Origin of the sequence: Thermococcus indicus (assembly GCF_006274605.1) — an archaeon.
In the GTDB taxonomy this organism is placed as follows: domain Archaea; phylum Methanobacteriota_B; class Thermococci; order Thermococcales; family Thermococcaceae; genus Thermococcus; species Thermococcus indicus.
In genome coordinates, this window is sequence record NZ_CP040846.1 from 1,095,756 (window position 1) to 1,122,061 (window position 26,306).

31 protein-coding genes and 1 pseudogene are annotated in these 26,306 nt (G+C 55.2%); 16 read left to right on the forward strand and 16 right to left on the reverse strand.

Going from position 1 to position 26,306, the window contains the following annotated elements:
* Nucleotides 1–23 precede the first annotated feature (23 nt).
* The 12 genes and pseudogenes from FH039_RS06050 to FH039_RS06100 all read left to right on the forward strand — a co-directional run bounded on the left by FH039_RS06050 (nt 24) and on the right by FH039_RS06100 (nt 9,296).
* Nucleotides 24–712, forward strand: a pseudogene (locus FH039_RS06050) (Na(+)/H(+) antiporter subunit B).
* Nucleotides 709–1,086 (forward strand): sodium:proton antiporter, encoded by a 378-nt coding sequence (locus FH039_RS06055; protein WP_139680593.1) that lies wholly within the window; start codon nt 709–711, stop codon nt 1,084–1,086. Before FH039_RS06050 ends, FH039_RS06055 begins: the two are co-directional and overlap by 4 nt.
* Entirely contained in the window at nt 1,083–1,646 is a 564-nt protein-coding gene (locus FH039_RS06060) for a Na+/H+ antiporter subunit E (RefSeq protein WP_338064611.1), read from the forward strand. The genes FH039_RS06055 and FH039_RS06060 overlap by 4 nt, the downstream gene beginning before the upstream one ends.
* A complete protein-coding gene (locus tag FH039_RS06065; protein ID WP_139680594.1) occupies nt 1,573–3,105 on the forward strand; it encodes a proton-conducting transporter transmembrane domain-containing protein in 1,533 nt (510 codons plus the stop codon). The genes FH039_RS06060 and FH039_RS06065 overlap by 74 nt, the downstream gene beginning before the upstream one ends.
* Complete coding sequence (locus tag FH039_RS06070; RefSeq protein ID WP_139680595.1) at nt 3,106–3,429, forward strand: hypothetical protein; 324 nt, start codon at nt 3,106–3,108, stop codon at nt 3,427–3,429.
* Nucleotides 3,426–4,484 (forward strand): FAD-dependent oxidoreductase, encoded by a 1,059-nt coding sequence (locus FH039_RS06075; RefSeq protein WP_139680596.1) that lies wholly within the window; start codon nt 3,426–3,428, stop codon nt 4,482–4,484. Before FH039_RS06070 ends, FH039_RS06075 begins: the two co-directional genes overlap by 4 nt.
* Before the next feature lies 1 nt (nt 4,485).
* Complete coding sequence (locus FH039_RS06080) at nt 4,486–4,992, forward strand: 4Fe-4S dicluster domain-containing protein (RefSeq protein WP_048056508.1); 507 nt, start codon at nt 4,486–4,488, stop codon at nt 4,990–4,992.
* A 249-nt stretch (nt 4,993–5,241) separates the two neighbouring features.
* Nucleotides 5,242–6,462: an iron-containing alcohol dehydrogenase gene (locus FH039_RS06085; RefSeq protein ID WP_240703294.1), complete on the forward strand. Its 1,221-nt coding sequence runs from the start codon at nt 5,242–5,244 to the stop codon at nt 6,460–6,462.
* A 118-nt stretch (nt 6,463–6,580) separates the two neighbouring features.
* Nucleotides 6,581–7,045 carry a nickel-dependent hydrogenase large subunit gene (locus FH039_RS12375; RefSeq protein WP_240703295.1) on the forward strand — a complete coding sequence of 155 codons (465 nt, stop codon included), beginning with the start codon at nt 6,581–6,583 and terminating at the stop codon, nt 7,043–7,045.
* A complete protein-coding gene (locus FH039_RS12380; RefSeq protein WP_240703296.1) occupies nt 7,042–7,785 on the forward strand; it encodes a nickel-dependent hydrogenase large subunit in 744 nt (247 codons plus the stop codon). Before FH039_RS12375 ends, FH039_RS12380 begins: the two co-directional genes overlap by 4 nt.
* 4 nt (nt 7,786–7,789) lie before the next feature.
* The gene (locus FH039_RS06095; protein WP_139680597.1) at nt 7,790–8,482 is read left to right on the forward strand and encodes an NADH-quinone oxidoreductase subunit B family protein; all 693 of its coding nucleotides are present in this window, start codon (nt 7,790–7,792) and stop codon (nt 8,480–8,482) included.
* Complete coding sequence (locus FH039_RS06100) at nt 8,466–9,296, forward strand: Coenzyme F420 hydrogenase/dehydrogenase, beta subunit C-terminal domain (RefSeq protein WP_139680598.1); 831 nt, start codon at nt 8,466–8,468, stop codon at nt 9,294–9,296. Before FH039_RS06095 ends, FH039_RS06100 begins: the two co-directional genes overlap by 17 nt.
* A gap of 108 nt (nt 9,297–9,404) precedes the next feature.
* On the opposite strand, the gene FH039_RS12135 is transcribed toward FH039_RS06100, so the two are convergent.
* From FH039_RS12135 to FH039_RS06120, 6 genes are all read right to left on the reverse strand, one after another.
* On the reverse strand, nt 9,405–9,575 hold the full coding sequence (locus FH039_RS12135; protein ID WP_168188379.1) for a hypothetical protein: 171 nt from the start codon (nt 9,573–9,575) through the stop codon (nt 9,405–9,407).
* 60 nt (nt 9,576–9,635) lie between these two features.
* Nucleotides 9,636–9,812, reverse strand: coding sequence for a hypothetical protein (locus FH039_RS12385; protein ID WP_240703297.1), 177 nt, complete (start codon nt 9,810–9,812; stop codon nt 9,636–9,638).
* An 83-nt stretch (nt 9,813–9,895) separates the two neighbouring features.
* Nucleotides 9,896–11,497 carry a helical backbone metal receptor gene (locus FH039_RS06105; protein ID WP_240703298.1) on the reverse strand — a complete coding sequence of 534 codons (1,602 nt, stop codon included), beginning with the start codon at nt 11,495–11,497 and terminating at the stop codon, nt 9,896–9,898.
* 120 nt (nt 11,498–11,617) lie between these two features.
* Entirely contained in the window at nt 11,618–12,190 is a 573-nt protein-coding gene (locus FH039_RS06110) for a CBS domain-containing protein (RefSeq protein WP_139680599.1), read from the reverse strand.
* Nucleotides 12,191–12,469: 279 nt separating this feature from the next.
* Nucleotides 12,470–13,339 carry a DMT family transporter gene (locus FH039_RS06115; protein WP_139680600.1) on the reverse strand — a complete coding sequence of 290 codons (870 nt, stop codon included), beginning with the start codon at nt 13,337–13,339 and terminating at the stop codon, nt 12,470–12,472.
* A gap of 198 nt (nt 13,340–13,537) precedes the next feature.
* Entirely contained in the window at nt 13,538–15,217 is a 1,680-nt protein-coding gene (locus tag FH039_RS06120) for a hypothetical protein (RefSeq protein ID WP_139681689.1), read from the reverse strand.
* Between the two features lie 114 nt (nt 15,218–15,331).
* On the opposite strand from FH039_RS06120, the gene FH039_RS06125 reads away from it, so the two are divergent.
* Nucleotides 15,332–16,795: a DHH family phosphoesterase gene (locus FH039_RS06125; RefSeq protein WP_139680601.1), complete on the forward strand. Its 1,464-nt coding sequence runs from the start codon at nt 15,332–15,334 to the stop codon at nt 16,793–16,795.
* On the opposite strand, the gene FH039_RS06130 is transcribed toward FH039_RS06125, so the two are convergent.
* From FH039_RS06130 to FH039_RS06150, 5 genes are read right to left on the reverse strand one after another with little or no spacing between them, the layout of a single operon-like run.
* A complete protein-coding gene (locus FH039_RS06130) occupies nt 16,796–17,005 on the reverse strand; it encodes a PRC-barrel domain-containing protein (protein ID WP_139681690.1) in 210 nt (69 codons plus the stop codon).
* A 41-nt stretch (nt 17,006–17,046) separates the two neighbouring features.
* Nucleotides 17,047–17,583 (reverse strand): hypothetical protein, encoded by a 537-nt coding sequence (locus FH039_RS06135; RefSeq protein ID WP_139680602.1) that lies wholly within the window; start codon nt 17,581–17,583, stop codon nt 17,047–17,049.
* Nucleotides 17,580–18,218: a DUF120 domain-containing protein gene (locus FH039_RS06140; RefSeq protein ID WP_139680603.1), complete on the reverse strand. Its 639-nt coding sequence runs from the start codon at nt 18,216–18,218 to the stop codon at nt 17,580–17,582. Before FH039_RS06140 ends, FH039_RS06135 begins: the two co-directional genes overlap by 4 nt.
* A complete protein-coding gene (locus FH039_RS06145) occupies nt 18,215–18,790 on the reverse strand; it encodes an endonuclease V (protein WP_240703180.1) in 576 nt (191 codons plus the stop codon). Before FH039_RS06145 ends, FH039_RS06140 begins: the two co-directional genes overlap by 4 nt.
* 33 nt (nt 18,791–18,823) lie before the next feature.
* The gene (locus FH039_RS06150; protein WP_139680604.1) at nt 18,824–19,471 is read right to left on the reverse strand and encodes a translin family protein; all 648 of its coding nucleotides are present in this window, start codon (nt 19,469–19,471) and stop codon (nt 18,824–18,826) included.
* Between the two features lie 327 nt (nt 19,472–19,798).
* On the opposite strand from FH039_RS06150, the gene FH039_RS06155 reads away from it, so the two are divergent.
* Nucleotides 19,799–21,016, forward strand: coding sequence for a methionine adenosyltransferase (locus FH039_RS06155; RefSeq protein ID WP_139680605.1), 1,218 nt, complete (start codon nt 19,799–19,801; stop codon nt 21,014–21,016).
* A 68-nt stretch (nt 21,017–21,084) separates the two neighbouring features.
* On the opposite strand, the gene FH039_RS06160 is transcribed toward FH039_RS06155, so the two are convergent.
* Nucleotides 21,085–21,306: a hypothetical protein gene (locus tag FH039_RS06160; RefSeq protein ID WP_139681692.1), complete on the reverse strand. Its 222-nt coding sequence runs from the start codon at nt 21,304–21,306 to the stop codon at nt 21,085–21,087.
* A gap of 131 nt (nt 21,307–21,437) precedes the next feature.
* On the opposite strand from FH039_RS06160, the gene FH039_RS06165 reads away from it, so the two are divergent.
* Nucleotides 21,438–21,986 (forward strand): adenylate kinase family protein, encoded by a 549-nt coding sequence (locus FH039_RS06165; RefSeq protein ID WP_139681693.1) that lies wholly within the window; start codon nt 21,438–21,440, stop codon nt 21,984–21,986.
* Between the two features lie 49 nt (nt 21,987–22,035).
* Nucleotides 22,036–22,692: a metallophosphoesterase gene (locus FH039_RS06170; RefSeq protein ID WP_139680606.1), complete on the forward strand. Its 657-nt coding sequence runs from the start codon at nt 22,036–22,038 to the stop codon at nt 22,690–22,692.
* Nucleotides 22,693–22,695: 3 nt separating this feature from the next.
* Here the strand turns inward: FH039_RS06170 and FH039_RS06175 are convergent, their stop codons facing one another.
* From FH039_RS06175 to FH039_RS06190, 4 genes are all read right to left on the reverse strand, one after another.
* The gene (locus tag FH039_RS06175; protein WP_139681694.1) at nt 22,696–23,865 is read right to left on the reverse strand and encodes a pyridoxal phosphate-dependent aminotransferase; all 1,170 of its coding nucleotides are present in this window, start codon (nt 23,863–23,865) and stop codon (nt 22,696–22,698) included.
* Nucleotides 23,866–24,011: 146 nt separating this feature from the next.
* A complete protein-coding gene (locus tag FH039_RS06180; protein ID WP_139680607.1) occupies nt 24,012–24,413 on the reverse strand; it encodes a PIN domain-containing protein in 402 nt (133 codons plus the stop codon).
* Nucleotides 24,401–24,628 carry an AbrB/MazE/SpoVT family DNA-binding domain-containing protein gene (locus FH039_RS06185; protein WP_139680608.1) on the reverse strand — a complete coding sequence of 76 codons (228 nt, stop codon included), beginning with the start codon at nt 24,626–24,628 and terminating at the stop codon, nt 24,401–24,403. The genes FH039_RS06180 and FH039_RS06185 overlap by 13 nt, the downstream gene beginning before the upstream one ends.
* 40 nt (nt 24,629–24,668) lie before the next feature.
* On the reverse strand, nt 24,669–26,282 hold the full coding sequence (locus FH039_RS06190) for a carbamoyltransferase family protein (RefSeq protein ID WP_139680609.1): 1,614 nt from the start codon (nt 26,280–26,282) through the stop codon (nt 24,669–24,671).
* Between the last annotated feature and the right edge of the window lie 24 nt (nt 26,283–26,306).

The window sequence follows — 26,306 nt, forward strand, 5'->3', positions numbered from 1 at the left end:
GGATCGCTGGAATGCTGGTGATCATGCTGATTACACTCTCCGCCGCATACCTGCTCCAGCCCCACGTCGAAGGCATCGTCGGTGTCGGGGCGCTTGGTGAGTTCTACCTGGAGAACAGCTACCTCGGCGAACGTTCGGCCGGCTCGCCTGAAGTTGTCACGTCAATCCTGTGGGACTACCGCGGCGTTGACACGTACTTCGAGACGGCAGTGCTCTTTCTTGCCATAATAAGTGCGGTTTCGGTGTTCCGAAGCTTTAACGGGCCGAAATCCCGGGGAGAAGGGTTCACAGAGGTAGTTAAAACGGGGGTCAAGCTCGTGGCCTTCATCACGTTCGTGGCGTCTGCTTCGGTGGCGTTCCACGGGCACCTCACCCCGGGTGGCGGCTTCCAGGGGGTTCAATGCTCGCCGCTGGTTCCCTGCTCATCATAGTCGGCTTCTCCAAGAAGGCCCTTGAGAGGAACGGGATAACAAAGACGCGGGCACTTGGGATAAGAACCGCGGGGCTCTTGACCATAGTGTGCGTCGCGGTGTACCCCCTACTGAGGGGACTCCATTTTATGCAGAACCTGCCCGTTTATCCAGTCAAGGTGGGGGGACTCCTCGTGAGCGGAAGCCTGCTTCTCTATAATCTGGCCGAGTTCTTAGCCGTTGGGGCAGGGTTTACGATAATCTTTCTTCTCCTTGCGAATCCGGAGGAGGGATGGCAATGAGCCTCGCAGCGTCTCTGGTGATAACGGCAACGGTAGCCACCATGCTAATAGCGCTCTACGGAGTGGCTGTTAGGCCAAACCTCGTTAAGAAGGTGCTCTGCCTGTCCCTGTTCTCAGATATGGTGAACGTCCTTGTCATATTCCTCGGTTACAGGGACGTCAAAAACCCCCTTCCTCCGGTTTTAACTGAGTACTCGAGTGAAGGTGTGACGAAGCTCGTGGAGAGAGGCGTTGATCCGTTCCCTCAGGCGCTGACGATAACTGCGATAGTTATCGGCCTTGCGGTTACCGTCCTCATGGCCTATGGTGTGATACACATCCAGAGGAAATACGGGACGGTTGATGTCCGGAAGCTTGCGGGGTGGGAGGAATGAGGTCTGTCCCTGTGATGATTGCGGCGTTCGTAACCTACATCATCATAACTGGCTCGATAACAGCTTACGACATAATCACCGGTGCGATAACTGCCTTTGCGGCAGGACTGCTCTTCGGGAAGCACCTCGTTAGTAACCCCAGCAAGGCCCTGAATCCGGCGAGATGGGCGCGCTTTGCACTCTACTTTCTCAAGTACATCACGGTAATCGAGGCGAAGGCCCACGCCGACGTCATCAGGAGGATACTTAGTGGGGATGTCAGGCCGGGTATCGTTAAAGTGCCCCTGAACCTGGGAGACGAATACGCCCGTTTCCTCGTTGCCGCTTCAATAACCAATACTCCCGGAACCGTGACAGTCCACATGGACGATCATTGTGTGTACGTGAACTGGATAAGCGTCTCCACATCGGACCTTGAAAAACGCAGGGAGGAAATCCTCGAAGAGTTCGAGGAAAACGCGAAGAAAATCTTCGAGGGGGAGGAGCATGAATCCATTAATACTGCCCGCGATTCCAATGGCCTTCGCCTTCATACTCCCCATACTCTCCACCATAATTAAGAGTAGGCGCTTTACCTTTGGCTACGCCCTACTCATTACTGGAACAACGCTCGTGATGGGGGTTGAGCTCTTCAGGGATGTCTATTCCTCTGAGCTCCCGTTAACCTATTCCTTCGGCGGCTGGAAGGTGCCGGTCGGCGTAATCTATGAGGTGGACAGGTTCGGGGCGGTTATGGTGCTCGTAACGGCCTCACTGATGTTCCTCACGGCGGTCTACTCGGTCCGCTACCTGGGTCGTGAGGACGGTGTGGAGTGGTTCTACACCCTTTACCTTGGCCTTGAGGCGGGTCTCCTCGGCATATTCATGACGGGGGACGCGTTCAATCTGTTCGTGATGCTCGAAGTGACGGCGATAGCATCATACGGCCTCGTGATGTTCTACACGGAGGACGGCTATCCCGCTTACTCTGGCCTCAGGTACGCGATAATAAGCTCCATAGGAACGACTCTCTACTTCCTTGCCCTAGTGCTGATCTACCGGGGGCTTGGCACAGTGAACTTTGCAGACATCTCTGCGAAGTTACAAGGAATTGGATTCCCAATATCAACACCCTTGAACAGCACTGTTCCCATCCTCGCCATTTCAATGGCGCTGATAACGTGGGCTTTCACGATAAAGGCCGCGATAATGCCGAACCATTTCTGGCTTCCAGGGGCCCATTCCGCGGCTCCAAGTCCGGTCTCAGCCGTACTGTCTGGCCTGGTGGTCAACGCTGGAATTTATGGATTTATGAGATTCCTCAGCCTGACTTATGTCCCGGAAGTTTCTCATATTGGCGATATCATGTGCACGCTACTCCTCATTCTCGGGGCGGTCTCTGCCCTTTTATCATCCATCGCAATGACCGTTCAGGACGATGTCAAGAGAATAGTAGCCTACTCAACAATACTCAACATGGGCTACCTGGCGATGGCCGTGGGAGTGAACAGCGAGGCCGGAACCGCCGGCGCAGTGTTTCACATGATAAACCACGCGATAGCGAAAGCTCTCCTCTTCCTCGCGGTAGGGGTCTTCATCCATACGGCGGGAAGCAGGAAGCTGAATGAGCTAAAGGGGCTTGGAAAAAGTATGCCCTTCACTACGGTGAGCCTGGCGATAGCCACGATGAGCCTTGTGGGATTGCCCCCTACAAACGTTTTCTTCAGCAAACTTTTGCTTTACAGGGCCTACGTAGAGAAAAGCCCTGTTCTCGTTGCAGTACTTCTGTTATCAAGTCTATTTGCTCTGGTGAGCTATATGAGGATGCTTTACTGGCTATGGATCAAAAAGCCGGATGGGGATGGGGAGGTCCATGAATCACGTTCGATGGTGGCGGTACTTGTGACGCTCGCCCTTGCGTGCCTGGTTCTCGGGGTACTCTCTCCAATTCTGGTCGATAGAGTTGTGAACCCTGCCGTGGCCCAGCTGAAGGACGTGGAGGGTTACATACGGGCTGCGCTCATCGCGGGGGTGAAGTAGATGATTGGAGAGTTCAGAAGGCACTACGGTGAAAACCTGCTCGGGATTGCACTCCTGGGCGAGACATGGCTTGTGGTTTTGAAAGAGGGGGACAAGGCGGAGCTACTCGCCGATGCCGCCGAAAAGTGGGAGGGACTGGACGTGATTGTGGTGCCGGCAAATTCCCTCCACAACCTCCATCCCGAGGTATTTGGTGACTTTCGAGTTCTTTACGACCCAGAGGGGATGATTTCTAGGACACTCAAGAAGATTGTGGAGATGAAAGGCGCCTACCCAACAGTATGGAACCTAAGGCTTATTGATGTTATGGAGGTGGAAAGATGAGCGGAATGCGGTTTGCATTTCTGTGCAAGTCCCGGCCAGAGCCTAGCGGAAAGAAGGTGGCCATAGTGGGGGCCGGTCCTGCCGGCTTAAGCGCTGCAGGTTACCTCGTCTGCCAGGGACACGAGGTGCACGTCTACGACAAGCTCCCCGAGCCGGGGGGTTTGATGCTCTTTGGAATTCCCGAGTTCAGGATTCCGATATACCGCGTTAGAGAGGGCTGTGGTGAGCTCAAGGATATCTTTGAGGTCAAGTTTTTCCCCAGGACCAAGGTGGTCTGCGGCGAGTGTGGACATGAGGCAGGAGACGAGTTCGTTGAGAAGACTGTGCACATAGCGGAGCTTAAGGAGAATTACGACGCGGTGCTGATAGCCACGGGGGCATGGGAGCCATGGACACCTGAACTTGAGGGCGCCGAACTTCAAGGGGTGTATCCCGCGCTGGAATACCTGTTCAGAATAAAGAGCGCTAAGCTCGGACACATGGAGTGGACGGACATAATACATCCTGAGAGCAAGAAAATCCTCGTTGTTGGTGCGGGACACACGGCGGTGGACGCGGCCCTTGAGAGCGTTCTCCTTGGGGCTGATGAGGTATACCTCAGCTATCGGAGAAGCATAAAGGAAGCCCCCGCCGGCCCGTATGAGATACATCAGCTCATCCAGAGGGGGGTTAAGTGGCTCGAAAAAACCATGCCCGTCAGAATCATAGGAGATGGAAAAGTAAGGGCCGTCGAGATGGTCAGGATGGAGCTTGGTGAGCCCGATGCGAGCGGGAGAAGGAGGCCAGTACCTGTTGAGGGCTCGGAGTTCAGGTTGGAGGTTGACTACGTCATATTTGCCGTGGGACAGACCCCCACACCGCCTGCCGGAGAGGGCGTGGAGATAGCCAGGGACAAAAAGGGCAGAGTGGTCGTGGATGGGAGACACATGACGAGCGTGGAGGGCATATTTGCCGCGGGAGACGTCGTCACGGGCCCGTCGAAAGTAGGACAGGCTGTTAAAGATGGTCTCTACGCCGCGAGAAGCATGCACATGTGGATGATGGGAGGTGAGTGATGTGGCAAAGAAGATACTCCACGTTGATTACAGCCTCTGCATTGGCTGTGAAACCTGCCAGGGGGTGTGTGATTTTATCCACGATGGAAAGCCCAACATAAGGATATACTACACTGTTTCGGGCCTTCCGGTGCCGATAAACTGCCGCCACTGTGAGAGGGCCCCTTGCCTTGAGATATGTCCCGTTGGAGCGATATATAAGGACCACGAGGGGGCGGTGATAATAGACCCCGGGAAGTGCATAGGCTGCCTGATGTGCCTTGCCGTCTGCCCGTTTGGAGTTCCGAGCTTCAACGTCAGAATCCGTGTGGTGACCAAGTGCGACATGTGCGCCGCGAGGAGGGCCGAGGGCATGGAGCCAGCGTGTGGGGAAATGTGTCCCGCCGAGGCAATATTCTTCGGCGAATCTGAGGAGATTGAGGACAGAATAATGAGAAGAACCGCGGAGAAGATAGCAAGAGAAAGGATATCCTCCATGAATTTGGAGGGGGTGGGGAGAATGCTTTAGCGGTCTGTTTTTAATTTGTTTAATTAAACATCATAATTTACCCATCATGGGTTGAGAAAACAAAACATCTTTCTGACAATATTGTCGTAACATTTATAAGTGTTTATTCTGATTAAACGTTCGAATATTGTGATTATAGGTCCAATATCACACCTTAAGTTACAAACTTATGGTTGTATACATTTGGTCCAAAAAAACCTTTTATTGGGCTTCTACTATATACGAATGAGTACATTTGGAGGGTCTGCGATGGTGTGGGAATCCCACGTTTCGATAAACCAAGTCTTCGAGATGAGGTGCAAAACAACCAACTACTTTGGTCTATGCGCCATACACAAATTTAACGATATTGTCCGGGAGCTTAAGGGGAAGGGCGTGGACAAGGTTATCCTCGTTACTGGAAAGAGTTCCTATAAGAAGTGCGGCGCATGGGACGTTGTCAGGCCTGCCCTCGAGGAAAATGGCGTTGAGTATGTTCATTACGACAAGGTGGGGGCCAACCCAACGGTTGACATGATCGACGAGGCGGCTGAGATGGGAAGAGAGTTTGGGGCTCAGGCTGTCATAGGCATAGGTGGCGGCAGCCCTATCGATAGTGCCAAGAGCGTTGCGATTCTGCTGGAGTACCCAGACAAGACCGCCAGAGACCTCTACGAGTTCAGGTTTACCCCGGTAAAGGCCAAGCCAATAATAGCGATAAACACAACCCATGGAACCGGAACCGAGGTTGACAGGTTCGCAGTGGCTTCGATTCCTGAGAAGGAGTACAAACCGGCCATAGCTTACGACTGCATCTACCCCCTTTACGCAATCGATGACCCAGCACTAACAACAAAGCTTCCTCCGGAGCAGACCCTGTACGTGACCATCGATGCACTCAATCACATCACCGAAGCTGCCACAACCAAGGTAGCCAATCCATATTCAATACTTCTCGCCAAAGAGGCTGCGAGGCTGATATTTAACTATCTCCCAGAGGCTCTCAATCATCCGGACAACCTGCAGGCAAGGTATGCCCTGCTCTACGCCTCTGCCATAGCTGGAATAAGCTTCGACAATGGTCTGCTTCACTTTACGCACGCCCTTGAGCACCCATTGAGCGCAGTCAAGCCGGACCTGCCCCACGGCCTTGGCCTTGCAATGCTCCTTCCAGCGGTAATCCGGCACATCTACCCTGCCACCGCGAAGGTACTTGCCGAGGTGTACAGGCCGCTCGTCCCCGAGGCCAAGGGTGTCCCGGGAGAGGTGGAACTCGTCGCCAGGAGGGTGGAGGAGTGGCTCTTCAGCATCGGCATCACTGAAAAGCTCGCGGATGTCGGGTTCACTGAGGCGGATGTTGACAGGCTAACACAGCTGGCCATGACGACCCCGAGCCTTGACCTGCTCCTTTCCATGGCTCCATTGGAGGCTACCCGGGAGAGAATAGCGTCTATATACCGTGATTCACTTTACCCTATCGGCAGAGGATAAGGAGACGCTTTCTTCTACCCTTTTGATTTAATCATTTTATATTCTATTTGCTTTATGAGTATTTTATTTTTAACCTTTGGTTCAAAAAATCTTTTTATTAGCTTGTTTGCAGGTCGAATTGAGAAGAAAATCGGGGGAGATCATTTTGGGGGGAATTGAACTCGGCAAAGTCTGTCGAGTATCTGGGGATGCAAAACTTGTAATGTACGAGGAGGGGGGAGAAGTCCAGGACGCCCTTTTCATATCCACCGCCCCAGTCAGGGGATTTGAAAAAATGGTCATCGGGAAGAGCCCATTCTTCGTTGTGGAGGCTGTCATGAGAATATGCGGCCTATGCCACGCCTCCCATGGCATAGCTGCAGCGGAGGCCATAGAAAATGCAATTGGAGTAAAGCCTCCTAAAAATGGAGTGCTCCTGAGGGAGGCACTTGGGCTCATCAACAGGATTCAGAGTCATCTACTCGAATTCCTCATGGTGGTCCCTGACTTGGTAGTGCCTGAAGAGCGGGAGAAGTTAATCCTCAGGCTGATTGATTTCCACACAAAAATCGGCGACTTTCTGCTAAAACTCGGGGGGCCATGACCCATCCACCCAATCTCACGGTTGGAGGCATAAACCCCGTCCCCAAGTGGAGCGTATTCAATAACCTCAAGGCCAGACTACCCAAGACGCTCCGCTCGTGGAATGAGCTGGCACACCTGCTAGTTGACGAGGACATTCAAACTGATGTTGCGATGGAGTTGAGGGAAAAGAAACTCGATAACCGGTATCTATCCAGTGGACTCTTCTACGGCGATAGATTCAACATCGATGTTCGTAAGATAAAGCTGATTCCATACTACGAATTCCGGAAAGATAACCCCAGTTCCAAGGAATCGACTACCATGATAGCGATGTACAAGGGGAAACCTGTTGAAGTTGGCCCCAGGGCCAGGTTGAGTACCTATCGGGAAAAGAGCTATTCGACGCTCTACGACCTCCACACTGCGAGGGTTGATGACGTCAGCATTGCACTCCATAGATTGAGCAGTATCCTGGATTCCCTTGATATGAAGGAACCATTCAGGAACCAGAACATTGTTTTTGGACCGGGTAAGGGCGTCGGTGTCTATGAGGCCCCGCGGGGAACTTTGGTGCATATTGTTGAACTTGGAGAGGAGGGAAGGACACTCTATTCGAGGATAGTTGTCCCTACGATGTTCAATATCCCCGTCATGGAAGAATCCATAAAGGGGTTAAGTGTTGAGGCTGCTGAGGCCGTTGTGAGGCTTTATGATCCATGCATCCCATGTACAACACACGTTGCCAGGCTAAGGCGGTGAGACCATGGAAAGGATTGATGTTCTCCACAGGGATTTTGGTGGATGTGCAGGATGCAGTGTGAGCATCGTGCGTGCATATCCTGAAATCAAGGATATCGTCAAACTGGACACTCCATATATGGTGGACAGGTACCCCCAATCGGACGGTTACAACGTTGCGGTCATCACTGGGGGTGTATGCGTGAACGAAAGGGAAATACTTGATAAACTCAAATATATCCGGGAAATCTCCGATGTTGTCGTTGCCTACGGTTCGTGTGCCGCATTCGGCGGAATTCTACGCTTCTGTCGTGGTGGTCAAGACCCCCGACCAGACCACAGGAGCTTTCAGCCAATAAACAGCATTATAAAGGTTGATTACTCCATTCCGGGCTGCCCCCCAGCGCCGCTGATGCTCCAGTCCTTTTTCAGATTTTATCTCCATGAAGACGAACGAAGACTGGAGCTTTTTAGAATTTGCGGGGGTATAAAGAAACTAAGCGGTTTTGACCTTTTGGATGATGTAGTACTTACTGGCCTCTGCATCGGCTGCGGGGCATGCGAACTATCCTGTCCCACCCATGCCCTCAAGCTGGTAGATAAACGGCCAAATCTCGTCCAGGAAAGGTGCATACGGTGCGGGACGTGCTATATTCGATGTCCCCGGGCCACTCAGATTTTAACACTTGGAGGTGGTTCTGATGATCAACGTCGCTGACTCCTTTGTAGGACACGTACTCAACATTTACCTTGCTAAGGCGACTGATGGGGAAGTCCTCAACACAAAAGTGGCAAGCGGTGGTGCTGTGACTGCCATCTTGAACTATGCCCTTGACGAGGGCCTTATAGACGGTGTTGTCACTGCAAAGAGAACCAACGGACTTGAGGGCAAAGCCGTGGTCGCAAGAAGCAGGAAAGAACTCCTAGCAACGGTAGGCAATAAATGGAGCATTGTGCCCTTTGCATCCCGGATAAAGACAAAAATAGAAGAAAATAACCTCAATCAAGTCGCTGTGGTCTGTTTGCCCTGCCAGGCACAGTTCTTTGGTCAGATGAGGGACTTTCCAATGCTGGAGACGGACTTCGGTGAGAGAATTGAATACATCATAAGCCTGTTCTGCATGGGCACCTTTGCCTTTGAGACATTCATAAACTACCTACATATGAATCATGGTATAAAGGGACGAGATGTGAGGGATATAGTTCTCAGAGGAGACGTTATAGAGGTTCATCATCCCAGAGGAGTTCTGAGACTCTCGATCAGGGAAATTTATCGGTATCTCCAAGTTGGCTGTTTGGTATGCACAGATTACACTGGCAGCTGGAGTGATATCTCCGCTGGAGTCGTTGAGACGAAACCGGGTTGGACGATACTCATTGCCAGAAATAAAAAGGCTGATGAGCTTATAAAAAATGCCAAAAAACGCGGCTATATAGAAGTTAGAGATGGTTCTCCGTTTATTGGGGATGTAATCACTGGAGCCAGGGAAAAGCTCGCTCGATCTCAGAAGAACATGATGTGCCTATTCTAACGCTCCGTTCTTAATGTTACTTTCTCTTTTGAGAGCCTCTGACCTCCTCCCCGTCCTGAAGGGCGAGGCTTGGAGAAGAGAAAAGTCCCGGTTTGAGCATGTACTGGGTTATCCCCTCGACATCCTATCCAGCTTCAGGTAAAAGAACAGGATTATCATGAAGATGGTGATGTAGTAGCTCCACTGGAACGGTATGACGCCCATTATCCCCAGGGTATAGACGACGGTCAGGACGAGAACGATGACCAGCAGAATCCTGTAGAACGTCTTTCTCTCCATGCTTCCACCCGAAGAAAATGGGGAGGAGACCTTTTAACGGTTGCCCAGAAAAATGAAAACTCAGCCGGAGGCTGAGGTGGTCGCGTTGCAGACGAGCGGCTGCGGCTGGAAACTGAAGGCCTCCGGATGGAGGTACTCCGCTATCTCCTCAAGCCCATGCATTATCCTGGGACCCGGTCTGACGACGAGGTTCTCGTCGCTGAGGACGTAAACGCGCCCGTTCTTGACCGCGTCCACCTCGGAGAGCGGCCCGGAGCAGAGGTCCTCTGGACTTATTCCCGCGTTCGGCGAGATTATTATGACCTCCGGGTTCCTGGCGATTATCTGCTCCTCGCTCGCGGCCCCCAGCCGTTGACGTCGTTGAAGATGTTTTCACCGCCGGCAAGGGTTATGAGGTCGTTGACGAAGGTTCCGGCGCCGGCCGTCCAGTAGCCGTTGTAGTAGCTGAGGATGAAGAATGTCCTGGGCCTCGACTGTCCCGCCACGGTCGAGGTGACGTAGCCGACCGTCGCCTGCATGTCCGCCACCGCTGCCCTGGCCCCTTCCTCGCGGTTGGTTATCTTTCCAAGGAGCTCAAGGGCGTTGTAGATTGCGGTGATGTTCTTGGGGTCCACCACAACGACGGGGGCTATCCTCTCCAGACTCTCCATTATGTCCGCGGAGAACCCGTCCACCAGGATCAGGTCCGGCTCCAGCGCCGCGATAGCCTCGAGGTTCGCGTACTTTCCGTAGCCGCCCACCCGGGTTATGTTCCTCACGGCCGGCGGGAAGTCATCGTAGTCGGTAACCCCGATGACCCTGTCGCCCGCGCCTATGTAGAATAGGCTCTCCGTTATGCTTGGGGCCAGGGTGACTATCCTCTCCGGCTCGTCGTCGATTGTGACGGTTCTTCCCGCGAAGTCGGTCACGGTGAGCGGGTACTTCACCTTAAAGGCCTCAGGATGGAGGAGCCTGGCAACGGTCTCAAGGCCCCTGACGACGCGCGGGCTGGGGTGTATCAGGTCGTTCTCGTTCTCGATGACGTAGATTCTCCCATCCAGGGCGGCCTTTATGCTCGCGAGGGGGCCGCTGTAAACGTCCTGGACGCTCATGCCGCAGTGGGGGGTCAGGAGCACCACATCGGGGTTCCTCTCTATGACCTGCTCCGGACTCACGGTCGGCCAGCCGGTCGTATCGTTGAAAATGTTCTCTCCTCCCGCCAGTTCTATGACGTCGCTGATGAAGGTTCCGCCGCCGGCGGTCATGAGTGGATTGTTCCAGACCACGTAGAAAACGCTCACACGGGGTTCATCCTTAACGGCGGAGCTTATCGTGTTTATCTTTGCCTCGAACTCCGCCGTTGCCTTCCTGGCACTTCCCTCCGCGTTGAAAACCGCTCCCAGGAGGTCAAGGGCCCTTGGGATGTCGTCGATGCTGTGCGGATCAACCACGAGAACCGGGGCTATCTTCTGGAGGTCGTCGAGTATCGTCATGGAGTAGCTGTCCACCAGTATCAGGTCGGGGTTGAGCGATGCTATCACTTCGAGGTTGGCGTACTGGCCGTAGCCTCCCACGCGGGTGACGTTGGCAACCCCCGGCGGAAAATCATCGAAGTCCGTAACACCTACGACTCTGTCGAAGAGGCCGAGGTAGTGGAGGTCCTCGGTTATGCTCGGGGCAAGGGTCACAACGCGCTCAGGGGGTTTCTCGATGGTGACGGTCCTGTTGGCGAAGTCCGTTACGGTTATTGGATAGTACGGTTTCTCGGTTCCGGTGGGCGTGGGGGCGGTCGTTTCAGTTGGACCTGGCGAGGTGGTCCTGCTCGGGGTAGTGCCTGGGGTTGTACCGGGCGTGGTTGAACTCTCGCCTCCACCGTTCAGACAGCCAGAGGCAACGACGGCCCCAATGAGGAGCACCATGAGCAAAACCGCGGTCTTTTTCATTCCAACCACCTGGATTATTTGTCCACTGATGGTTGGGTCGAGGGTATATAAACTTGTTGGATATTTTTGCCATGGCGGGATGTTAGAAGAGGGTGAATGCAAAGGGCCACCAGGGGGAACTCAGCCGCGGCCTTTTCCTATCCGGAATATGTCCACCCTCGTGATGATGCCGGTTATCCTGCCCTCCCTGTCCTGGACTAGAACGGCGGGGTGCTCTTCCAGGAGGTACTTGACGACCTCCAGGTCCTCGTCCTCGTTCACTATCGGAAACGGCTCCTCCATGACCTCCATGACCTTGTGGTCATAGATGTCCTCGTACTCGAGGCTCTGCCTGACGAGGGTTCTCTCCGTGACGGAGCCGACGACCTTGTTGCCTGCTATGACTGGAATCTGGGATATGTTGTGTTCATTCATGAGCTTTATGACGTTCTCAACGCTGTCGTAGGGTTTGACTGAGAGAACCGGGGATGACATGACGTCCCTGGCTGTGAGCTGGGCCCTCTTGCACTCGAGCAGGGCCTGGAGGATTCGGTTGAAGGTTGAGAGCCTGGGGTCCACCTTTCCCGTCTCGAGCTTCGCTATGTACGCCTGAGTCACGCCGGCCTTCTCCGCAAGCTCCTCCTGGGTTATTCCAAGCTCCTTGCGAATTCGCCTTATCTCCTGGGGTTCTATCGGTCGTGGAATTATCACCATAAATAACCACCGATTATGCCGGCTTCTCAGAAACTAACTCCCGCCCTCCCGGTTATAAGCCTTCCTCAGAAGTGCATCGAATTGTGGGCCGGGTACAGAGGCCCGCGTTCATCCGCTCGCGCGGGTGGATGCTCCCGGCCCTGTGGGCTCGGCGTGAGCACTCTCCGCTCACGGAACCCGATACCTCGCGGAGGCGGGTAGACCGAGCCCATGAGGAGACGATTGTCCCCTCACTGTCGGCGATTGGTTTTATGACCGACCACCTTAAAAACCTGAGCCTCAGCCTGTGGAGATGAGTATTACCCCAAGAACCGCCAGGATCAGTCCCTCGAGTATCCTCCTGTTGGGCGGTTCCTTGAGGATTAATATCGCCAGGGCGGAGGCTATTATGGGGTTTATAGCCGAAACGGGGGCCGATATCTGAGAGCCCACGAGGTTTATCGAGTAGACGAAGAGGTACTGTCCGAGGAGCAGGCCGGTGGCCGCGGCGCCGGTCAGGAGAAGCGCCTCCCGAAGGGTTATCCTCCTCAGCTCACCCGCGTACCTCGGCAGGAAGGACGACACGGCTAAGGCCGCGAACATCATTCTTATCCCCGCGAGCGTGAGCACGTCCACGTAACCGGTGAGCCAGTCCATGGTGAGTATCGCGAAGCTCCAGGATATCGGGGCCAGGATCGCGAAGAGAAAGCCCCTCGGGTTTATATCCTCTTCCTCCTCCGCCTTCCTCACGACCACTATCGCGGAGACCACGAGCGCCGCTCCGACGATTATCTGGGCGCTTATATCTCTCCCGAGAAACAGGAATGCCCAGAGTATGGCCCACAGAGGGTAGGTGGAGGTTATCGGGACGGTTCTTGAGACGCCCATCATCTTGAGGGCGTTGAGGTAGAAGTAGTCGCCTATGACGAAGCCGAAGGCCCCGGAGACGAAGGCAACCGCGAGCAGCTTTGGCGACAGCCCGGCGACCTTCGAGAAGGTGCCGTTTATCAGGAAGATTACCGCGAACATCACCGAGACGGCGTAGAGGCGGAAGATGTTGGCCGCCACTGGGCTCTTGTCCCTCATTCCTGCCTTTATCAGTATCGTCGATGCCGCCCACGAGAAGGCCGATGCTAGCGCTGCCAGAACTCCAATGATTAGAGCGTCCATGTTGGTGGGGTGGCACAGTTAGCTTAAAAGCTTAGCGTTTAGATGTTCGACGAAATGCCGTCAAAGTTATTAAACCTCCCGCGGAATTGGGACGGATGATGACCTCGGCATATCTGACGTCAGGATGATGACGATCTTGAGTGCTGACGACGGCCCTCCCTGTCATGAGGGGTTTTAAAATGAATAAAAGGGGAGGGCTCAGCGGATAATCACGTTGAGTCTCCTCACCTTCATTGAGATTCCGTACTCCCTGGACACGTCCTTGATGACCCGCTGAATTGTTGCCGCGATATCCTGCTTTATTTTCTCGTCGGAGACTCCTGAGAACGAACCGAAGAGGCCTCCAACGTTTTCCCTGAGGAAGCTGGCCTCGATATCGACGTAAACTGTGGAACCCTTGATCTCGTGGTTCAGCTTGAGCCATTTGAACGTGACGCGCGGGACGAGCTTGAGCTCCGCGTGAACCCTGTTCTTTAGGGTCTCCACCGCCGGTTCTATGCGGCTCTTCAGCATGGTTTCCTCGCTTTCCTTCTTCTTTTCCTCTGTGAGGACGGAGAGCTCGTCTATTCCGGCCTGTTTAAGGAGTTGCTCGACCTCCTTCTCCAGGAGCTTCTTCTTGGCGATTATCTCCGCGGCCTTACCGCTGGTCTCGACGGCCACAGGGGCAGCTGCAGAACCCGAGGGGCTTGCCTTTGACACTGTTTCAACCTCTATGTTGTGGACGGTTATGTAGCGCTTCAGGGTTCTCCCGAGCTCCCTGGCGTGCCTGCTCACCACGTCCTTCACTACCCTCTGAACCGCGTCCTTACTCATGCCCGTTTCGACGACTAAGGAGAGGTTTATCTCGAACTCCTTGCGCCCCCTGATGTCGAAGTGGGCCTTGTCGATCTTTATCCCCGCGCTCTCTATCTCCGTCACAACGGTCCTGGCGTAGGCGCTGAAGTACGGCCACACGTCCTCGAGAACGGACAGTGAAATTCTTCCATCCTTTGTGACGTTGCCGGTCTTCTTCTTGTCCCTGTCCACTATCTCCTGGGGCTTGAGTTCCTGGCCGTCGATGATTATGCAGACATCCCTAATTATCGGCTTTATCTCTGCCTCCCTGAGGAGAACGGGGGCGTACTTGCTAACGGCGTGGAGCATCCTCTTCTCCGCCACTTCTATGTCCCTTGAATCGCCGGTGGAGTTTCCGTAGATGTGGACGTTAAGATAGACAACGCCCTCGCCCACGCTGGCATCGAACTCTATTCTGTTTATCGTAAGGCCCTTTATCCTCTTGGCCTCTTTGAGGAGGTCCTCTGCATAGACCTGGAATGCCTTCTCGGGTATGCTCCCCCCGGTCAGGTTGACCACAACCTCGGGCTTCCCCGCAGGGGTTGGGGCGGGCCTGGGCTTTTCTGCCTCCACCACTGGGGGCTGCGGCTCGGGTGTGGCCTGGGAGGTCGCCGCCATTGCTGCTTTTCTCTCAGCAGGTTCCCCGGGAGGTCCCTCGCTGAGGACTTTGAAAAGTTCGCCCAGCGGGACTTTTGGGGTCTGAGTGTATGCGTCGATATTATCAGCCACGGACAGTTTGAGCTCGAGTTCATCGAGGATATAAACGTCAACGACCATTGGTTTGCCAATGGATGACTTCAGCACCCTGATTGCTTCCTCTCCCGAGAGGTTCTGCTTCGTGTCAATCACGAGACACTCCGCTGCAAGCACCTTTGACCTGTCAAGGAGGACGGTTATGTAATACTTACCTTCCGCGCTCCTGGCAAATATCTTTAGAAAAGCCCCGTTGCCCTGGGAAAGCGCCTTTTGAACGAGCGCTCCCAGATCCCCTGCGGAGGTTGCTACCACGTTCTCCATGGAGGGTCCCTTGTCCGGCAGCTGCATATCCATCACCATTAGCTATATATATCCTTCAGCCAAAAAATCCCAGAGAGGAATTCACCGTCCTAGTATATCGGCGCTTGTATTTAAACATTATTGTGCAAAAAGGTGGGGAACATGCGGGTGCTGGTACTCGGAGGCGGGGCAATCGGCAGGGCGATGGCCGATTCTCTTAGGGGGGAGTTTGAAGTTGTGGTGGTAGAGAAGGACGAAATCCGCGCCAGGGCCCTTGAGGAGAGTGGTTTTCATGTTATCCACGGGGATTTTTCATACACCGCCACCCTCCTGAAGGCGGGGGTTGACAAAGCCGAACTCATCATAATAACCACAATGAACGTTGATGTAATCAAAAAAACCGTCTACGTGATAAGGACCAACAACAAAGACGTGCCCATCGTTACGGTTCTTCCCGATGATGTTGGCCTGGATGACCTCGTTTCCCAGATAAACGATGAGTACGAGGCAGAGGTTAAGGTTGACTACGCTGTCTCGCCCAGGAGTGCATTGAAGGATGCCCTAATCAGAACGGTTGGTAGGATTGGCGAGCGGAAAAACGCCAACCTGCTGGTCAAGAAGCTAAAGGAGCTCAGGAATCAAGCAGACTCCCTTCTGATAGTCATGCACGACAACCCCGACCCGGACGCAATAGCCAGCGCGACTGCCCTGAGCGTCATAGCCCAGACCCTTGGCTTCAAGACCCAGATAGTCTACGGCGGCGAGATAGCCCACCACGAGAATAGGGCCTTCGTGAACCTTCTCGGCATCGACCTCAGGAAGGTCTCCCGGGGTTCCTACGAGCTGAAGCGCTACCCGTTTATAGCCCTCGTGGACTGCCAGCCCAACGGCAACCTCACGACGCTTGATCAGTCCGATTACAAGAAGATAAAGATACTCATCGACCACCACCAGATACTCCAGCACCTTCAGGAACTCATCCCGGAGGACGCTTTCCTCGACATACGGCCCGATGTTCACTCCTCCGCCGCGATCCTCGCAGAGTACCTCAGGATGCTCAACATCTCCCTGTCTCCACTCATGGCCACCGCCCTCTTCTACGGCATTTACATCGACACCAAGAAGTTCTCCAAGCTGAGCCACGTTGACCTCAGGGCCATCGAGTTCCTGGCAGGCAAGGTGGACTACGAGCTCCTTGACAAGATAGAGCACCCGGACATAAGCACCGAGACGGCCGAAATTCTGGCGAAGGCAATAATGAACAGGCGCATCTACAAGAACGTTGTCGTCAGCAACGTGGGCTTCATCACCAACCGCGATGCCATAGCGGAGTCAGCTGATTTCCTCCTCCGCCTGGAGGGCATAACCACGGTCCTCGTCTTCGGCATAGTGGACGACAGAATAGAGATCTCCGCCAGGACCCGCGACGTCAGGGTTAACATCGGGGCGGTCCTCAGGGAGGCCTTCGGTGACATCGGAAGCGGTGGAGGCCACTCCAGATCTGGCGGGGCGAGAATCCCGCTTGGAATCTTCAAGCTCGCCAAGGACAAGGGCTCGCTCCTCAGGCTGGCGGAGGAGGCCATAACGGAGAAGTTCCTGGAGGCACTAAAAGTTAAAGAAGGCTGATCACTCCTCTTTTGCCTTTACGAGTATTATATCACCTATCGCGGTGACCCTGTTGTAGGGCACGCCGACCTTTTCACTCGGCAGTCCAAGGGCCAGCACCTTTCCCTGGCCCCTATCAATATCGATCAGAATCTCGTCGACGTAGCCGACGTAGTAGCCCTTGGTGTTGTATATCTGCTTCCCGTAGAGCTTTGAGAGGCGCATCACCATTTTAATCACCGGAGTAGGTTGTGGACGGACGTATTTAAACATTACCTCCGGGGAATGCTCTTGGCCACCTCGAAGGCCCACCTCGCAAATACCGCGAAGAAGGCCAGCACCGCCCCCATGACCCCTACGACGAACAGGCTCGCAACGGCGCCCTCGGTGCCCTGGAGGGGTTCGTACCCTTTGAAGGCCAGCATTGCCACGGCGAAGCCGCCGAAGTAGCCGAGCGGAACGAGGAACATGTCCAGGTAGCTGGAGGGACCCAGGATCATCATGACCGCCATGACGACGGCTATGAACGCGTACGCCCCCGAGGGGCCAACGTCCCTCACCGTCCACAGACCCGCCAGCAGGGAAGTGGCCAGAAAACCCATGGGGAACGCGTATGCAGAGGCCCTGACGTTAACGGGGTATCTGAGGCCCAGCAGGACTCCCGCGAGCAGGCCGACGTATATCAGGTACACGAACCCCTCGTTTCCAGCATTGGGCGAGTACATGGCCACCGCTACCGCAAAGCCTATGAACGAACCCACCCCTGCCCAGGCAAGGAGCGACCTCCAGTTCACATCCCGCGGGTTCATGATTTCACGACCTTTATCGTTATCTTTGAGCCGTCCTGAAGGTTCAGCTTCTCCCTGAGGTAGATGGGGGCCACTATTTCCGCTATCTTCGGTGGATGGACCGTTCGCGAGGGGATAACTATTGCACCCTCAGCGTCCCCTATCCTAACCCGGTATGCTTTGACGTCTCCGAAGGTCCTCCCATCCTTTACGAATCCCGGAAGGATGACCGGCCTGACGCCGCATAAGGCATCGAATACAGTCCTCGGGAAGATAACGCGGATGTTCAGCGTTCCGGGGTACGGTTTGAAGCCCAGGTACTCCTCGATAAGCTGGGAGTACTGCCTTACGTAATAGGCCCCCTCCCCTATTCCAGAGATGACCTCGCCGATTATAACGCCGTTGTAAAGGACGCCCGATATGGCATCGCAGAGTTCCTCCAGAAAGGCCAGACCGCTGGGGCTTATCTCGACGTAGGTTTTCTTCCCCTCGACGGACTTTTCTATGAACCCCTCCCCCTCCATGTCCTCGAGGAGCCTCAGAACGGACTGCGGGGAAACCCCGAGCTCATCGCCCAGGTCCCTTAGCGTCACCTTGACCTTCTCTCCAATAGCCCCCCTTTTGGCCAGCAGGATGAGCAGTCTTACCCTCTTCATAGCGTTTCCCTCTTCGACAGTCTGTCAGCGAGCCTGAGCGGTCTGGGATAACCCCCCTCAAGCAGAGGCTCGATGATTCTCACCGCGGATTCCAAGTCGATTAGATGGCCGACGCTTACATAAGCTTTTCCCATCCGCTTGAACAAGCCTTCCGGCGCACCTCTCAGGGGGCCCTTGGCAACTCCTATGGTTGGCCGTCCGACCAGCAGACCAATGTGAGAGGCCAGTCCGTAGCCACGCGGGTGCGCCCTTCCGTGTCCCTCAACGAGGAGGAGGTCGAATTCCTCACCGCGGAGCACCATGAGAACCGGCCTAGTTTCTCTCAGGAAAAAGTATGTGGGAATGTACGGAAACGTGACATCAACCACGGCCGTTTTTGATCCCAGGACCTCGCAGTCCGGAAAGGTGCAGAGAACCAGGGCCGCCCTTGCCATGTTCCCTCTGTACGACACGTCCACTGCGGCGACAACCCGTACATTCCCGGGATCAACTGGTCTCTCCACGACCCTTCTGGCGAGTTTCGCCTGGGCCGCGGCGATCCTCTCAAGTTTTTTCTGCAATTCGGTAAGCACATAATCACCGAATTATGTTTTTATGCAATTGCTTCATTGGTTTGTTCCGTCTTCCCGTTTTTCCAGCGCCCCGGCCGCAAGGTCGAGTTTTGTCTCCAGGCTTTTACTCAGCTTTGCCCTCATGAGGTCTTCGAGGGTCCTTTCAAGGATGTTCCGTGCCTGGTCCTGCTTTCCCCTTACGTTCACGAGCCCCTTTGGATACTCCAGCGTCATCAGCTCCTCGTAGGTCTTCTCCATGGTGCGGTAGGTTCTCTCCGCCCCCTCGAGGTTCCCGTCGAGGAGGAGCAGCAGGAAGTGCCTCCTGAGCTCACCGATGAAGTCCCCGATACCGAGGGCGTAGTCGGCGTGGGGAACCCCAAGCTCTCCCGGCGATGGCCACTCCTCCCCGGTCATGTACGCGAAGAACAGGCTGGCCTCAACGAACTCCTGATGGGCGCTCTGGACGTAGCCAGTGTGGTAAAGGTCGGGATGGTCCTTCAGCTTCCTCCTCAGCTCCTCGACCTTCTCGCGGACGAGTCTCAGCCGTTTCTCAGCCTCCTCAACCTCTCCCCTGTGCAGGGCCTTTATCGTATCCCCGCTCATCCTGACTATCTCCCTCGTCAGCCTCAGAGCCTCCTCCCTGAGCGAATCCTTCTCATCGAGAACCTCCCTAATCTCGGCGATTATTTCCTTCAGTTCCATGATCTCACCGGAAGAAGTTCAACAAAGGGGTTAAAAATGTGGGCTCGGCCCATCTCCATCCCTCATCGGCGGCCGGACGGCGTCCTCCGGCGGTCCGGAGGGCGAGCCCTGTCCGCCCGGCATCGTCGCACCCGCTCATCGCTGCCCGAACGCTCCCGGGACCGGGCCGCCGGGCGTCGTCGGATGCTCATGCGAATGATTTTCGGGGAAAATTTTAAGGGTTTCGGAATAAATAACTGACAGGAATATTCGGCTCTCGAATTCATGCCGAAAAGTATATAAACGGATGCACAGACCCGACCATACAAACCCCCAGAGGTGACGCTCATGGCTGAGAAGGTCAGGAACATAGTTGTTGAGGAGCTTATGAGGACCCCCGTTGAGATGCAGAGGGTCGAGCTCGTTGAGAGGAAGGGTATAGGACACCCTGACAGCATTGCCGACGGCATAGCCGAGGCGGTCAGCAGGGCGCTCAGCAGGGAGTACGTGAAGAGGTACGGCATCATCCTCCACCACAACACCGACCAGGTTGAAGTCGTCGGCGGTAAGGCCTACCCGCGCTTTGGCGGCGGTGAGGTCATCAAGCCGATATACATACTTCTCTCAGGTAGAGCGGTTGAGATAGTTGACCGCGAGCTCTTCCCGGTTCACGAGGTTGCCATCAAAGCCGCCCGCGAGTATCTCAGGAAGGCCGTCAGGCACCTCGACCTCGAGAACCACGTCGTCATCGACTCCCGCATCGGACAGGGCAGTGTGGACCTCGTCGGTGTCTTCAACAAGGCCAAGGAAACCCCGATCCCGCTCGCCAACGACACCAGCTTTGGCGTCGGCTACGCTCCGCTCAGCGAAACCGAGAGGATAGTTTACGAGACCGAGAGGCTCCTCAACAGCGATGAGTTCAAGAGGAAGTACCCGGCGGTTGGTGAGGACATCAAGGTCATGGGCCTCAGGAAGGGCGATGAGATAGACGTCACCATCGCGGCCGCCATAGTGGACAGCGAGGTTGCCAACCCGGATGAGTACATGGCCGTCAAAGAGGCCATCTACGAGGCGGCCAGGGGAGTTGCCGAGGCCCACACCGAGAGGAAGGTCAACATCTACGTCAACACCGCCGACGACCCCGAGAAGGGCATCTACTACATCACTGTCACCGGAACGAGTGCCGAGGCCGGTGACGACGGTAGCGTTGGAAGGGGCAACCGCGTGAACGGTCTCATAACCCCGAACAGGCACATGAGCATGGAGGCTGCCGCAGGAAAGAACCCGGTCAGCCACGTCGGAAAGATTTACAACCTCCTCTCGATGCTCATAGCCAACGACATAGCGGAGCAGGTTGAGGGTGTCGAGGAGGTCTACGTCAGGATACTCAGCCAGATAGGCAAGCCCATCGACGAGCCGCTCGTCGCGAGCGTCCAGATAATCCCGAAGAAGGGCTACCACCTCGAGACCATCCAGAAGCCGGCCTACGAGATAGCCGACGCCTGGCTCGCCGACATAACAAAGATACAGAAGATGATTCTCGACGATCAGCTCAACGTCTTCTGATTCCTTTCTCTTTCCAGGTTTTCTAAGCCCGAGATCTGATCGGGAGTTTAAAAGTTTTGGAAGAAGCCTCAGACGGCCGGGTAGCCGCTCTGCTTGAGGACCCTTATGAGCTTCGCCTCTTCGAGCGCTATAGCGACCTTCTCTTTCTTGACCTTGGCGAGCTGGGAAGCGGCGGCCTTCTTCTGCCGGGCCATTCTCACGAGGCGGGCCTCCTCGAGGGCGAGAAGCTCCTTCCTCTTCTTAACAACCTCAAGCCTCTTCTGAAGTAGGGTGGATTTCAACTTCTCCATAGATATCACCTAAACTCTTAGGCGCTCCCGGCCCTTATAAGGTTTTCGATAAATGCTACATGTACATTCGGCAATTGACGGAAGACAAGGATATAAGCCCCGGCGTGTATCCCGCACCCGGTGAAGTGAGGATGATAATAGCGGTAACCGGAACGCCGGGGGTCGGAAAGACCACCGTATCAAGGCTCTTAAGCGAGAAACTTGGCTACGAATACGTGGGCGTTAAAGAATTCGCCAGAGAAAAGGGTATCGGCGAGATGGTAGGAGACGAGCTGGAGATAGATGTCGATGAGCTGGCCGAAGCCATGTTGCGGGAGTTTCACGGGAGGGATGTTGTGATAGATGGCCACCTCAGCCACTTTGTACCGGCGGACGTCGTAATAGTCCTCCGTGCCGATCCCAGACTCGTTGCTGAGAGACTGATGGAACGGGGCTACTCGAGGGAGAAGCTCGCCGAGAACGTCGAGGCGGAGCTGGTGGACGTCATCTTGGTCGAGGCCCTCGAGGAAAACGAAAACGTTCTGGAGATTGACACGACGGGAAAGACCCCCGGCGAGGTTGTGGAGGAGATATCCGAACTCCTTGAAAGGGGAATTAAAAGGCGGTTTGGAATCGTTGACTGGAGCGGCGTGTATGACGAGGTGCTGCCATACCTGCGGCTGGGGAGTGGTCGGATGTGAGCGCTTTCCCCACGGAGAAACGGGGGCGTACCAGTGAGGAGGTGGTAACGTGAGGATCGTGGCTGTCACGGACATCCACGGAAACCGGAGCAAGGTCGGAAAACTCGTGGAGACCCTTCGTGGGATGGACTTTGACATCCTGGCGGTGGCGGGAGACCTGACCCACTTTGGAAGTGCGGAGAGGGCCCGCGAGGTCCTGACTCCTCTGATGGAACTGGGAAGGCCGGTGGTTGCGGTTCACGGCAACTGCGATGGGCCGGACGTTCCTCCTTTTCTGGAGGGGATAGGGGTATGGGCCCACGACAGGCGCGTTGAAATCGGGGGCGTTGGAATCGTCGGTATCGGAGGCTCAAACATAACCCCGTTCCGCACGTTCTGGGAGCTCACGGAGGACGAAATTGAGGGGATTCTGGAGCGGAACTACCGCGACGGGGACGTGATACTCTCCCACGTGCCCCCAAAAGATACGAATGCAGACCGCGTTCATTCGGGCCTCCACGTGGGAAGTCCAGCGCTGAGGGGGTTTATAGAGAGGAAAGAACCCCCGCTCGTTCTCACCGGCCACATCCACGAGGCGAGGAGCGTCGATAGAATCGGTGAAACAGTGATCGTGAATCCCGGTCCCCTCTTCAGGGGATACTACGCCGTTGTGGACTATGATGCGGAAAAGAAGAGGGTGGATGGTGTGGAGCTGGAGAGGCTTTAGGCCTCAGACCAGTCCCTTCTCCTTCAGAACTTTTTCCATCCTGTCCATGGCCTCTTCAAGCTGCTCGTAGGCCGTCGCGTAGCTTATCCTGATGTAGCCCTCGCCGGCGTTTCCGAATGCGCTTCCCGGGACGACCGCGACCCTTGCCTCCTTGAGCATCAGCTCGCTGAACTCCTTGCTGCTCAGACCGGTGTCCCTAATGCGCGGGAAGATGTAGAAGGCACCCTTGGGCTTGACTGTTGGAAGTCCCATCTCGTTCAGGCGCTTCCAGACGAGGTTCCTCCTGCGGTCGTACTCCTGCCTCATCTCCTCGACGGCTTCCCAGCTGCGCGGGTCGTGGATGGCCTTGGCGGCGGCGTACTGGACGAACGTAACGGGGCAGGTGGCGTTGTACATCTGGAAGCGCGCCATCTTCTCGATTATCCAGGAGGGAGCCGCGACAAAGCCGAGGCGCCAGCCGGTCATGGCAAAGGTCTTGGAGAATCCGTTTATGGTTATCGTGCGCTCGAACATGCCGTCGAGGGAGGCTATGCTGTGGTTCTTGACGCCGTCGTAGACGAAGTGCTCGTAAACCTCGTCGCTGAAGACGATGAGGTCGTGCTCAACGGCGAAGTCGGCTATCTCCTCGAGGTCCTTCTTGGTGAGAACTGCTCCAGTCGGGTTGTTGGGGCTGTTGATGATGAGCGCGCGGGTCTTCTCGCTCACATGCTTCTCAAGGTCGTCCACGCTCAGTCTGAATTCGTTCTCCTCGTAGGTCGGCACCTCAACGGGCTTTCCGCCCGCCAGGATGACGGCAGGGGCGTAGCTGACGAACATCGGGCTCGGAATGAGGACCTCCTCACCCTCTTTGAGGAACGCGGCGAGGCCCAGAATGAAAGCCTGGTTGGCGCCCACGAGGATCATTATCTCGCTCCTCGGGTCAGCCTCGATGCCGTTCTGCTTCCTGAGCTTCTCCGACACGGCCTCGCGGAGCATCATGATTCCCGCGTTCGGGCTGTAGTGGGTCATTCCCTTGTCAAGGGCCTCCTTGGCGTACTCTTTTATATGCTCTGGAGTATCAAAGTCCGGCTCACCTATCCCAAGTGATATCAGGCCTTCAACACCCTGGGCGAGGTCAAAGAGCTTTCTAATCTCAGAAGGGTTGACGAGTTCTAACCTGTCGCTCAGCGCCATGAGCATCACCGCTCTTCCTTAGAGGCAATGTTTATAACTTTACCTCAACGAAAAGATGTTCATCGAAGTGCTTAAGAGGTCATGAAAGAACCCAATAGGTCATTAAAAGAACAACTTTAACACAAGCCCCATAAGCCCTTAAAGCCCTACGGAAGAACTTTAACGCCCATTCTCCCGGCCAACTTCCTGAACTTAGAGTCGAAGGTTACCAGAACGCCCTTCTCAAGGGCGTGGGCTAAAATCATCGCGTCGTTGAAGCGAGAGAGTGGAAGTTTCTCAACCTTCAGTATCTCAAAAGCCTTTTTCACGATTTGTGGATTATCGTTGAGCCCCCTGAACCTCGGGTCATCGAGGTAGCCCTTCAGAACTTCCCACGTCTCATCAACGGAAAACCCGTTGTTCTTGAAGAACCAGACGAACTCTTGGAGGACTATCGCGGGTATATACCACGTGTCGAGGGACTCCAGGACATCTTCTGCCTCGCTGTGAAACTCGGAGTCCTCGAAAGTGTCGTGGATGAGGACGTTAGTATCTATCACTCCATGCATTCCTTCATGCCCCCCTCGATGCCCCTCTCAATTTCCTCCGGAGGGAGCTTTCTTCCAAGCCTGAGTCTTTTTCTCTTCCGCTCTAGCCTTTTCAGGACTATCCTGTCGCCCTCGAGGTGAACTTCGAGGAGCTCCCCTTCCCTTATCCCGAGCGCCTTTCTAATCTCCGCCGGAATCGTTATCTGATAGTTGCGGGTTACTTTGGTAATGCTCATACTATGCCCACCTTCATAGTAGGTTCATCGGCCTACTATATTAACCTTTCCACACCGCAAACCCTTCAACCATCAGGACATCCAGTCCGGCCGTCCGGAACGTCCTCAGTGCATCCTCAGGTGAGCAGACTATCGGCTCGCCATGCATGTTGAAGCTCGTGTTCAGCACCGCGCCCAGGCCCGTCTCCCGCTCGAAGGCTTTGATTACGCCGTAATAAGCTGGATTGGTTTCCTTCCTTACGGCCTGAGGTCTGGTTGTCCCGTCCACGTGAACAACTGCCGGAGCGGCTTCTCTGAACTCCTCGCTCGCCGTGTAGCTCATCGTCATAAACTCGTTTGGCCTTCCGCCGAGGTCTTCAAGGTATTCTCCAGCTCTTTCCCACAGCAGGGAAGGGGCAAAGGGCTGGAAGACGTCGCGCTTCAAAGCCACGTTGAGCCTTTCCTTGACGCCCTCATTCCTCGGGTCGGCTAAAATGGAGCGGTTGCCCAGGGCCCTCGGTCCAAACTCCATCGCCCCCTGGAAGAATCCAACCAGCCTGCCCTCAACGAGGGCGTCCGCGACGAGGCCCGGGACATCGTCCACCTCCTCAAACTCAACGCCCTCCCCCTTCAGGAACTCTTCAACTTCTTCCCTTCCGTAGGATGGGCCGAGATAGACGTGCTCAAGTTTGAAGGACCTCCACTTCCCGTCGAGCCTCTCGAACTGGGCTTTCACAAAAACCGCGGCGCCGAAGGCCAGACCACCGTCGTCCATCGCCGGAAAGACCCAGAGGCTGTCGTCCCCAAAGACATGGCGAAGAACAGCGTTCGCCTTGACGTTCTGGGCAACTCCACCCGCGTAGGCAACTGGAATGCCCCGTCCCTTGAGCTCAAGGCCCATCTCCTCAATCAGCCTTTCCAGGTGCGCTTGGGCGCTGGCGGCTATCTCTATGGCCTTTTTCTGAAGCTTGCCCTCAAGCTTTCCGCGCTTCATCTGGAGGGCTATCTCCCTGGCGTGTCTGAGGGGGTAATCGAAGAGCTCCGCCAGCTTCCTCGTCGCTTCGACCCCGATTACTCCGAGATGGTTGTCGAAGCTCAGCCCGTTGAGCTCTATTATTGAACTCAGGTCGTAGGCTGGTTTCCCGTATGCCGCCAGGCTCATGACCTTGCCCTCGTGCCGCATGGGCTTGAACCCCAGAAGCTCGGTAACGGAGGCGTAGAAGTCCCCGAGGGAGTCGATGTAGGTGCTCTGGGCTATCCTGACCATCTCTCCGTTTCTCGCCACGTATATCGAAGAGCTCAGCCCGTCTCCCGCGGCGTCTATGCTCACCGCGAGGGCATCTCTCCAGCCGGAGGTGTAGTAGGCGCCCGCGGAGTGGGCCAGGTGATGCTCGACGAAGATGACTTTCTTCTTGAAGTCCTCTCCGAATATTCCCCTGAGGTTCTCCTCCAGCTCAAGCAGGCGTTTTTGCTTCCTGAATATGCCAGCGACCGCTATGGCCTCAACATCCCCCGGCGATGCCCCTGCAATTTCGAGGACTTTCGCCACGCTCATCCTTGGAAAGCCGCGGTACTTCTTGATCCTGTCCAGTCTCTCCTCGTTTACCGCGAATATCCTTCCGTCGTCTATCAGCACCGCACCGGCGTCGTGACCGTCGTGGATTCCAAGTATCATGGTGGTTCGTTCGATGCTCTTTTT

What these genes read in the sequence shown, in the direction of transcription:
- FH039_RS06055 (WP_139680593.1), top strand. Translation starts at nt 709, where the DNA reads ATGAGCCTCGCAGCGTCTCTGGTGATAACGGCAACGGTAGCCACCATG.
- FH039_RS06060 (WP_338064611.1), top strand. Translation starts at nt 1,083, where the DNA reads ATGAGGTCTGTCCCTGTGATGATTGCGGCGTTCGTAACCTACATCATC.
- FH039_RS06065 (WP_139680594.1), top strand. Translation starts at nt 1,573, where the DNA reads ATGAATCCATTAATACTGCCCGCGATTCCAATGGCCTTCGCCTTCATA.
- FH039_RS06070 (WP_139680595.1), top strand. Translation starts at nt 3,106, where the DNA reads ATGATTGGAGAGTTCAGAAGGCACTACGGTGAAAACCTGCTCGGGATT.
- FH039_RS06075 (WP_139680596.1), top strand. Translation starts at nt 3,426, where the DNA reads ATGAGCGGAATGCGGTTTGCATTTCTGTGCAAGTCCCGGCCAGAGCCT.
- FH039_RS06085 (WP_240703294.1), top strand. Translation starts at nt 5,242, where the DNA reads ATGGTGTGGGAATCCCACGTTTCGATAAACCAAGTCTTCGAGATGAGG.
- FH039_RS12380 (WP_240703296.1), top strand. Translation starts at nt 7,042, where the DNA reads ATGACCCATCCACCCAATCTCACGGTTGGAGGCATAAACCCCGTCCCC.
- FH039_RS06095 (WP_139680597.1), top strand. Translation starts at nt 7,790, where the DNA reads ATGGAAAGGATTGATGTTCTCCACAGGGATTTTGGTGGATGTGCAGGA.
- FH039_RS06100 (WP_139680598.1), top strand. Translation starts at nt 8,466, where the DNA reads ATGATCAACGTCGCTGACTCCTTTGTAGGACACGTACTCAACATTTAC.
- FH039_RS12135 (WP_168188379.1), bottom strand. Translation starts at nt 9,575, where the DNA reads ATGGAGAGAAAGACGTTCTACAGGATTCTGCTGGTCATCGTTCTCGTC.
- FH039_RS06105 (WP_240703298.1), bottom strand. Translation starts at nt 11,497, where the DNA reads ATGAAAAAGACCGCGGTTTTGCTCATGGTGCTCCTCATTGGGGCCGTC.
- FH039_RS06110 (WP_139680599.1), bottom strand. Translation starts at nt 12,190, where the DNA reads ATGGTGATAATTCCACGACCGATAGAACCCCAGGAGATAAGGCGAATT.
- FH039_RS06115 (WP_139680600.1), bottom strand. Translation starts at nt 13,339, where the DNA reads ATGGACGCTCTAATCATTGGAGTTCTGGCAGCGCTAGCATCGGCCTTC.
- FH039_RS06120 (WP_139681689.1), bottom strand. Translation starts at nt 15,217, where the DNA reads ATGCAGCTGCCGGACAAGGGACCCTCCATGGAGAACGTGGTAGCAACC.
- FH039_RS06125 (WP_139680601.1), top strand. Translation starts at nt 15,332, where the DNA reads ATGCGGGTGCTGGTACTCGGAGGCGGGGCAATCGGCAGGGCGATGGCC.
- FH039_RS06130 (WP_139681690.1), bottom strand. Translation starts at nt 17,005, where the DNA reads ATGGTGATGCGCCTCTCAAAGCTCTACGGGAAGCAGATATACAACACC.
- FH039_RS06135 (WP_139680602.1), bottom strand. Translation starts at nt 17,583, where the DNA reads ATGAACCCGCGGGATGTGAACTGGAGGTCGCTCCTTGCCTGGGCAGGG.
- FH039_RS06140 (WP_139680603.1), bottom strand. Translation starts at nt 18,218, where the DNA reads ATGAAGAGGGTAAGACTGCTCATCCTGCTGGCCAAAAGGGGGGCTATT.
- FH039_RS06150 (WP_139680604.1), bottom strand. Translation starts at nt 19,471, where the DNA reads ATGGAACTGAAGGAAATAATCGCCGAGATTAGGGAGGTTCTCGATGAG.
- FH039_RS06155 (WP_139680605.1), top strand. Translation starts at nt 19,799, where the DNA reads ATGGCTGAGAAGGTCAGGAACATAGTTGTTGAGGAGCTTATGAGGACC.
- FH039_RS06160 (WP_139681692.1), bottom strand. Translation starts at nt 21,306, where the DNA reads ATGGAGAAGTTGAAATCCACCCTACTTCAGAAGAGGCTTGAGGTTGTT.
- FH039_RS06165 (WP_139681693.1), top strand. Translation starts at nt 21,438, where the DNA reads ATGATAATAGCGGTAACCGGAACGCCGGGGGTCGGAAAGACCACCGTA.
- FH039_RS06175 (WP_139681694.1), bottom strand. Translation starts at nt 23,865, where the DNA reads ATGGCGCTGAGCGACAGGTTAGAACTCGTCAACCCTTCTGAGATTAGA.
- FH039_RS06180 (WP_139680607.1), bottom strand. Translation starts at nt 24,413, where the DNA reads ATGCATGGAGTGATAGATACTAACGTCCTCATCCACGACACTTTCGAG.
- FH039_RS06185 (WP_139680608.1), bottom strand. Translation starts at nt 24,628, where the DNA reads ATGAGCATTACCAAAGTAACCCGCAACTATCAGATAACGATTCCGGCG.
- FH039_RS06190 (WP_139680609.1), bottom strand. Translation starts at nt 26,282, where the DNA reads ATGATACTTGGAATCCACGACGGTCACGACGCCGGTGCGGTGCTGATA.